Annotated in this window: 5 protein-coding genes; 3 read left to right on the forward strand and 2 right to left on the reverse strand. The window is 35.6% G+C overall.

Translation table 11 applies throughout. The features are described from left to right. Positions 1-13 precede the first annotated feature (13 nt). Positions 14-2,185 (forward strand): catalase/peroxidase HPI, encoded by a 2,172-nt coding sequence (katG, locus tag HHU12_RS12830; RefSeq protein ID WP_169657144.1) that lies wholly within the window; start codon positions 14-16, stop codon positions 2,183-2,185. Positions 2,186-2,245: 60 nt separating this feature from the next. On the opposite strand, the gene HHU12_RS12835 is transcribed toward katG, so the two are convergent. After that, a complete protein-coding gene (locus tag HHU12_RS12835; RefSeq protein ID WP_169657145.1) occupies positions 2,246-3,649 on the reverse strand; it encodes a DUF1254 domain-containing protein in 1,404 nt (467 codons plus the stop codon). 23 nt (positions 3,650-3,672) lie between these two features. Further along, positions 3,673-5,073: a DUF1254 domain-containing protein gene (locus HHU12_RS12840; protein ID WP_169657146.1), complete on the reverse strand. Its 1,401-nt coding sequence runs from the start codon at positions 5,071-5,073 to the stop codon at positions 3,673-3,675. Positions 5,074-5,178: 105 nt separating this feature from the next. Between HHU12_RS12840 and HHU12_RS12845 the strand changes: the two genes are divergently transcribed. Beyond that, on the forward strand, positions 5,179-6,147 hold the full coding sequence (locus tag HHU12_RS12845; protein WP_169657147.1) for a helix-turn-helix transcriptional regulator: 969 nt from the start codon (positions 5,179-5,181) through the stop codon (positions 6,145-6,147). A gap of 23 nt (positions 6,148-6,170) precedes the next feature. Continuing rightward, positions 6,171-6,695 carry a hypothetical protein gene (locus tag HHU12_RS12850; RefSeq protein WP_169657148.1) on the forward strand — a complete coding sequence of 175 codons (525 nt, stop codon included), beginning with the start codon at positions 6,171-6,173 and terminating at the stop codon, positions 6,693-6,695. Positions 6,696-6,906 lie beyond the last annotated feature (211 nt).

Raw genomic sequence — 6,906 nt, forward strand, 5'->3', positions numbered from 1 at the left:
CCTAGACTCAATTATGAATTTCACAGATGAAAGCAAATGCCCCTTTCACCAAGGGACAAATTCTCAAACACAGCACAATGTGCAAGAATGGTGGCCTAAGACCCTTAATTTAGATATCCTTCACCAACACGACACAAAAAGCACACCTTACGGAACACCTTTTAATTATGCAGAAGAATTCAAGAAATTGGATTTGGAAGCCCTAAAAACAGACCTGAAAGCCTTAATGACGGACAGTCAAGATTGGTGGCCTGCTGATTGGGGGCATTATGGTGGTCTAATGATCCGAATGGCTTGGCACGCAGCAGGTACTTACAGAACTTCTGACGGACGTGGTGGTAGTAACACTGGAAACCAACGTTTTGCCCCATTGAACAGTTGGCCTGATAATGCTAACCTTGATAAGGCAAGAAGATTGCTTTGGCCCGTAAAAAAGAAATATGGCAATAAAATCTCTTGGGCCGATTTATTTATCCTAGCAGGTAATATGGCTTATGAATCTATGGGATTCAAAACCTTTGGATTTGCCGGAGGAAGAGAAGATATATGGCACCCTGAAAAAGATATCTACTGGGGAAATGAAAAAGAGTGGCTAGGAAATAACCGTTATGGTGACAATGATGATAGTGATTCTTTAGAAAATCCATTAGCCGCCGTTGTAATGGGGTTGATCTATGTAAACCCTGAGGGAGTTGGAGGAAAATCTGATCCTCAAAGAACAGCTCATGACGTTCGTACTACATTTGGTAGAATGGCGATGAACGATGAAGAAACGGTAGCATTGACTGCAGGTGGACATACTGTAGGTAAAGCACATGGTAATGGTGATGCTTCTGTTTTAGGACCTGAACCTGAAGGAGCAGAAGTTTATGAGCAAGGTTTAGGTTGGATAAACCCTAAAGGAAAGGGGAGCGGAGCAGATGCTGTGACAAGTGGTTTGGAAGGAGCATGGACTACTACTCCAAACAAATGGAACCACACTTATTTCCATCTTTTACTCAATCACGATTGGGAATTAAGAAAGAGTCCTGCCGGAGCCAATCAATGGGAGCCTGTAAATATGAAAGATGAAGATAAACCTGTTGATGCTTTTGACCCGAATGTAAAAAGAAATCCGATCATGACGGATGCAGATATGGCAATGAAGGTTGACCCTGAGTACCGTAAAATATCTGAGAAATTCATGAATGACCCGGCTTACTTTGAAGATGTATTTGCAAGAGCTTGGTTCAAATTAACCCACAGAGATTTAGGACCTAAATCAAGATACCTTGGCTCTGATGTACCTGCTGAAGATTTAATCTGGCAAGATCCAATTCCTTCGGTTGATTATACACTCACTGACGCTGAAGTGGAAGATCTAAAATCACAGATATTAAATTCTGGATTAACTTCTCAAGAATTAATCAGCACAGCTTGGGATAGTGCTCGTACTTTTAGAGGTTCTGATTTTAGAGGAGGAGCAAATGGCGGCCGTATTCGATTGGCACCACAAAAAGATTGGGAAGGCAACGAGCCTGAACGTCTACAGAAAGTGCTTTCTAAATTAGAGGAAATCAAATCTGCCTTCTCTAAGGATGTAAGCATAGCTGATTTGATAGTTCTTGGAGGAACTGCAGCAGTAGAAAAAGCCGCACAAGAAGTTGATCCTTCGATCAAAGCTAGTTTTATTCCTGGCAGAGGTGATGCAACAGATGATATGACAGATGTTGATTCATTTTCAGTATTAGAACCTGTACATGATGGTTTCAGAAACTGGCTGAAAAAGGAGTATGCAGTAAAACCAGAAGAAATGCTTTTGGATAAAGCACAATTATTGGGACTTACAGCGCCTGAAATGACTGTATTAATCGGTGGCTTACGTGTATTGGGCACCAATCATGGAAACACAAAACACGGTGTTTTTACAAAGAATGTTGGAAAGTTAAGCACTGATTTCTTTGTGAATTTGACAGATATGAAATACAATTGGAAACCTGCTGGACACAACTTGTATCATATTGTCAATCGTTCATCAGGAGAGATTGATTGGACGGCCACACAAGTTGATATTGTATTTGGTTCAAACTCGATTTTAAGATCATATTGTGAATATTATGCTCAAGATGACAATACAGTGGCTTTTGCTCAAGACTTTGTGAAAGCTTGGGAGAAAGTGATGAATGCGGATCGTTTTGATGTTTAAGTTTCTTATTTAAACAAAAAGAAGAGGAGTGTTTCTTAGTTTAGAAACACTCCTTTTTAATTAATTGACTTTCATGATGGTTGGAGGAATCCAAGTTCCATTTCCTACTTTTTTATGTGGCGAATAAAGTCTTAATGTTATTCTAATTCCATCTTTTGGAGCAGGCAACCAATTTGATAGTTTATCCTCGGTTGGCTTCTCATTTTGTATATAAATAGTTAAAGAGCCATCTTCATTGTACTTCAGTTCATTTTTGTTGCTTAATGCATAACGATCTAATTCATTATCTACCAAATATTGATCTTTATCGTACATTGTCGCTGACCAAAATGCATTGGCAGGAGGAAGTTCATCATGAGCAAATGTTAACTCGTATTGGTGCTCACCAGTTAAATCATCGCCGTTTTGATCCACTCTTGTTACTGGGTAAAAGGCATCTTTAATAACATTACCACCTAATCCGATATATGACCAACCAGCTCTTAGCGCGTAATCTGTACCATAACGACCCATATCATAAGTTAAAGTCCAACCATTTTTGATCGTTCCAAGATTAGCTATTATTTCTTCAAGCTCTTGATGTCCCTTTTCAAAACCATCATTTATTGCATTTTGAATCTCTACACTAAAATCAGTGAAAGCAAATTCTTTACCCGCTTCAATATTTAATCTTTTCAATCTATCAATGATTTCATGATCTTCAGCGTTAGGTAAGTTGCCTTCTAATAATCTATTCAGGTTCGAGAAGAATTCTTCAGCTGACATATTCTGAACACTTTCATTGACATCTTTAGGGAATTCAATATCCGCTAAAGCAACTTCTGAAGGAGGAGTATAATCAGTTCCCCAAGCAGATAATGGAGTAAGTGTAATTTCATCTTGGATAGCATTTACCATAGTGTAATCTTCCTCACCGCTACTATATAAACGACCACCAATACAAGTGATATTTGTATTAGAACGGATCAATTCTACTCCATTAGGAACAGTACCATTCCAATTAGGACCCGCAATTAAGAAATTACCACCTTTTTCACCGTGTGTTCTTACTCCAGGACCAGCAACTACATCATTCCATGCATTCAATATCTGCATGATCCAATATCTATCTTTTACTTCAGGAACTGATAAAATGAAGGGTTCTTCTTCAAGGTCTAAACCTGCAAAAGAATAAAGGTTGTCTACATTAAATCCAACTACCATTTTATTGCTCGCATCAACAAACTGTCTGCTATGACCAAATTGTCCCATAGGAGCCATTAAACCTTTTGGAGAAGTGGTATAAGTAATTCTTTGAAATTGCTTTTCCCATAATAAAACTGGTAATCCAAAAATGTAGGCATCTTTAGCTATACTCTTCGCTTCTTCTGGTGTAATGTGATCGTTTATATTAGAAGCAAAAGTACTTTGTATGATTAGTAATAAGGATAAGAAGCTTAAAACTATTCTGTTTAGATTTTTCATATTATTGTGTCTATAAGTTATGTTTATTTAATTTTTTGAACTACAGGTGGAATCCAATTTCCCTTGATTACTTGCTCTTCAGGGGTATATAATCTTAAAGCAATTCTAAACGCTCCCTCAGGAGCTGGTAACCAATTGGAAACTTTATCTTCTGATGGACGATCTTTTTGCATGTAAATCGTTAAAGATCCATCTTCATTGTATTGCAAATCACTTCGATCACCTACAGTATATTTATTTAGATCATTAGGGACCAAATAGCTTTTAATATCATACATTGTTAATGACCAGAATGACTTAACGGGAGGGAGTTCCTCTTTTGAGAATGTGATTTTGTAAGCGTGTTTATTTGTATCAAACATTTCACCGTCTTCGTCGATGATCGTTGTAGGGTAAAAAGCATCTTCTAATAAATTACCACCCACACCGATTAAAGTCCATGCGGCTCTGTAGTTGTAATCAGTACCAAAGCGGCCCATATCATAAGTCAAGATCCAATTGTTCTTAAGCTCACCTAAGTTTTTAACTCTTGCTCCAATGGCTTGTTTAGCATCAATTACACCTTGATTAATAGCTTCTTGTACTTCTTCAGTGTAATTGTCAAATGTGAAATGTTCTCCTGGAATGATACCTAAAGCAGCAATTTTCTCCATGAAGGATTGATCGGCATCATAAGCTGGATTTTTTAAAAGGACTTTGTTAAGTGAATTAAAAAACTCTTCAGCAGGCATCGACATTACGATTTCATTGACATCTCTATTTCCATCAAAGTTCTCTTTTAGTGTTACGTAAGAAGGAGCAACATAATTTCCCCCCCATTGACTTAATGGAGTAATATTAATTTGATCTTGAATGGCATTCACTTCCTTGTAATCAGATTTACCACTGCAGTATAATCTCAATACTATAAGAGTAGTTTCAGTATTAACTTTCAAAAGTTCCATTTCAGCAGGAACATCTCCTTCCCATTCAGGACCTACAACTACAAAAGTTCTTGCTTTTCCTCCGTGCGTTCTGGAACTTGGAACAGCTGGTACTTCATTCCATGTATTGATAAATTGCATTAACCAAAATCGATCTCCCATCTCAGGAATTGTGATAACAAGAGGTTCTTCAGACAAATCTATACTTGCAGATGAGGCTAAAACATCGACATTATTACCCACGTACTGTCTGTTACTCGCGTCAACAAACTCTCTACTATGAGCAAACTGATTAATAGGTGCTTTAAATCCCACTGCTTTGGTTGCATAACTATTGACATAATATTGGTTTTGAATAAATACAGCGGGAAAACCAAACTCGAACGCTTCTTTAGATAATGCTCTTGCTTGGTCTACTGATAAATTATTCTTTTTTTGAGCAAAACTGCTATTATAGACCAAAAGGCATAATAATAGGGTAAGTAAATTGACTTGTTTCATAATGATTTATGTTTATTATTTTCATATCGTGATACAAATGTCAGTGATTATTTATTATATTATTGTTGCAAAAACAATATATTTCGGTATAAAACGATTATGATTATGAGTTCACATTCTTTTTCTTTTGGTAAAAAAATTACAGCATCAAGTATTCTCGATAACCTTAAGCATTACGAAGAACATCAACACAACAACAATCACTTTTGGGGAAAGGGAAAACAAGGAGAAATAGATTTGTGGTGGTACGATGATTTCGACCATGAATTTCAAATATTAGTTTTCGATATGTCATTCAAAGAGGATTTTCACTTTGTTGATAATCAAAAGGATTTTGATTGCATTACATTTCGATTCTTTCTTGAAACAGAAGTAATTTACAATCAGATGAAAGTAGGGAAGGGGAATCACGCCAATGTTGTCATTTATAATTCTAAAAAGAGTGTTCCTACCAAAGTTTTAAAAGATCAAGAATTAAAAGGGGTGACATTCAGAATCACAAGAGAGTTTATCAAGAAGTTGTGCAATGATCGATGGGATTTAATCGCTAATTTTATAGAAAATCCAAAAGATTGGATGATTCATGAATCATTGGATTTGGAAATGGAGAGACTACTCAAAGACATTATAGTAATACAAAAAGGAATTGAGGGTAAATATGGATTGACTTTATCAAGATCAGTCGAATTAATGACCTATCTGCTGATACAATTATTTAAAAATAGAGCTAATCAAAAAAGCATTCAATTATCAGATGAAAAATTGGTTGAGATATTTAAAATCAAGGATTTATTAATTGAAAACTTAATGGAACCACCACCAATTACCGAATTGAGCGAAAAATTCGGGATAAACATAGGTGTTTTAAGAACCAATTTTAAAAATGTATTTGGCACATCACCCCATCAATTTGTAATGAATGAACGACTAATTGAAGCTAGAAGATTAGTAAAGTTCACTGAATTAAATATGACAGAAATATCAGATCAAATTGGGTATACTGATTCCTCTCATTTTGCTAAACACTACAAAAGAAAATTTGGAATTTCGCCTTTATCTGACCGAAAGAAATAATCATTTACATTAAATCCAAAAACATGAAAAACTTTGAAGAAAGACTAAAAGGAGGACACCCAAACTCCCTCGGAAATACTGTTGAAATTGTAGAAGAAGTATTACAAGATAGGGACTTATTTGATGAACTTTTCAATTGCTATTTTAGTGATGATGAAGTAGTTCGATTAAGAGTTTCCAATGCTATGAAAAAAATTGGCAAAGTAGACAAAACCTATCTTACACCTTATATAGATCGATTTATAAATGAAATCTCAAAAATTGATCAAGCTTCTACCCAATGGACCTTTGCACAGCTATTCCTTTTACTAGAAAAAGAGATTTCCGATCAACAAAAGAAAAATGCGATAGTTATTATGAAACATAATCTAGAGCATCATAATGATTGGATTGTATTGAATCAAACCATGGAAACCCTTTTTAAATGGTCTAAAAAAAAGGAGGATTTGAAAGTCTGGTTGCATCCTCATTTGGAGAGGTTATCCAAAGATGAAAGGAAATCTGTCAGTAAAAGGGCTTTGAAATATTTAGATATAATTCAACTTTAAATAACAATCTGTATTGAAGTTAAAATAGATTTTTAGGTATATAAACTTACGTCGCCCAATCACAAAGCTGTTTTTGGGTGACATGAATTGAAGAAACCATCCGTGCCAATAATTTTTTGAAAATTGTTTTCCGATATACCCTTCTATTAAATCGAAAATGAAATTCATCTAAATATCGTTGGATATATTGATCACTGACATGGTGATGAAT

The organism is Flammeovirga aprica JL-4 (assembly GCF_012844305.1).
Classification (GTDB): domain Bacteria; phylum Bacteroidota; class Bacteroidia; order Cytophagales; family Flammeovirgaceae; genus Flammeovirga; species Flammeovirga aprica.